We start from the raw sequence: 853 nt of genomic DNA, 5'->3' as shown, positions 1-853 counted from the left end.
CACTCCAGCAATTGATTCAACGTACGAATAACCCTGATTGTGGGCAATGAGAACCCTGCTTCAATGGCTAGGCCTTCGCGGCGGTAATCATCAATCACATTCAATAATCGAAACTTGCGACCATCGGAAAGCTGATCATGCATAAAATCTAATGACCAAACCTGATTTTCTCGGATTGGTTCTTTCAATGGTTCAGGCGCATGCCGTTTTAGTCTTCTTCTCGGTTTAATACGCAGATTCAGTGCCAACTCACAGTAAATGCGGTAAACCCGCTTGTGATTCCAGCAGCAACTCTCAACATGCCGTAAATACGAGAAGCACAAACCAAAGCCCCAATCGGAATTTTCCTCAGTGAGTTCAATGAGCTGTTCAGCAATGAGTGCATTGTCATCGCTGAGTTTGGCTTGATAGCGGTAGCAGGTTTCACTAATGCCAAATGCTTTACAAGCCAAACGAATACTAATGGCATGCTGGGTAACTGCCTGTTGTGCCATCTTACGCCGGCAAGATGGCTTTACCACTTTTTTGCCATCGCTTCCTGGATGATTTCGGCCTTTAATCGCTCTTCCGCATACATCTTTTTAAGTCTGGTATTTTCGGCTTCTAGCTCTTTCAGTCGAGCCATTAATGATGTATCCATACCACCATATTTGGCACGCCATTTATAAAAGGTAGCATTACTCATGCCGTGTTCACGGCAAAGGGTCGCTACAGGTGTGCCAGATTCTGCCTGTTTCAAGATGGACATGATCTGACTGTCAGTAAATTTAGATGTTTTCATGCAGAATCTCCTGCTCGTATCTTAAGAGAAAATTCTACTTTTAGATCCTATTATTTTTAGGGGGGATTACCG

1 pseudogene is annotated in these 853 nt (G+C 43.8%); it reads right to left on the bottom strand.

The features are described 5' to 3' along the window. Positions 1 to 781, bottom strand: a pseudogene (locus tag VF675_RS13710) (IS3 family transposase); the annotation flags it as partial. Positions 782 to 853 lie beyond the last annotated feature (72 nt).

Source organism: Acinetobacter sp. Lyrl_1 (assembly GCF_051948795.1).
Taxonomy (GTDB): Bacteria; Pseudomonadota; Gammaproteobacteria; order Pseudomonadales; family Moraxellaceae; genus Acinetobacter; species Acinetobacter towneri.
The sequence above is the reverse complement of the archived record's forward strand: the minus strand, read 5'-3'. Positions and strand labels throughout refer to the sequence as shown.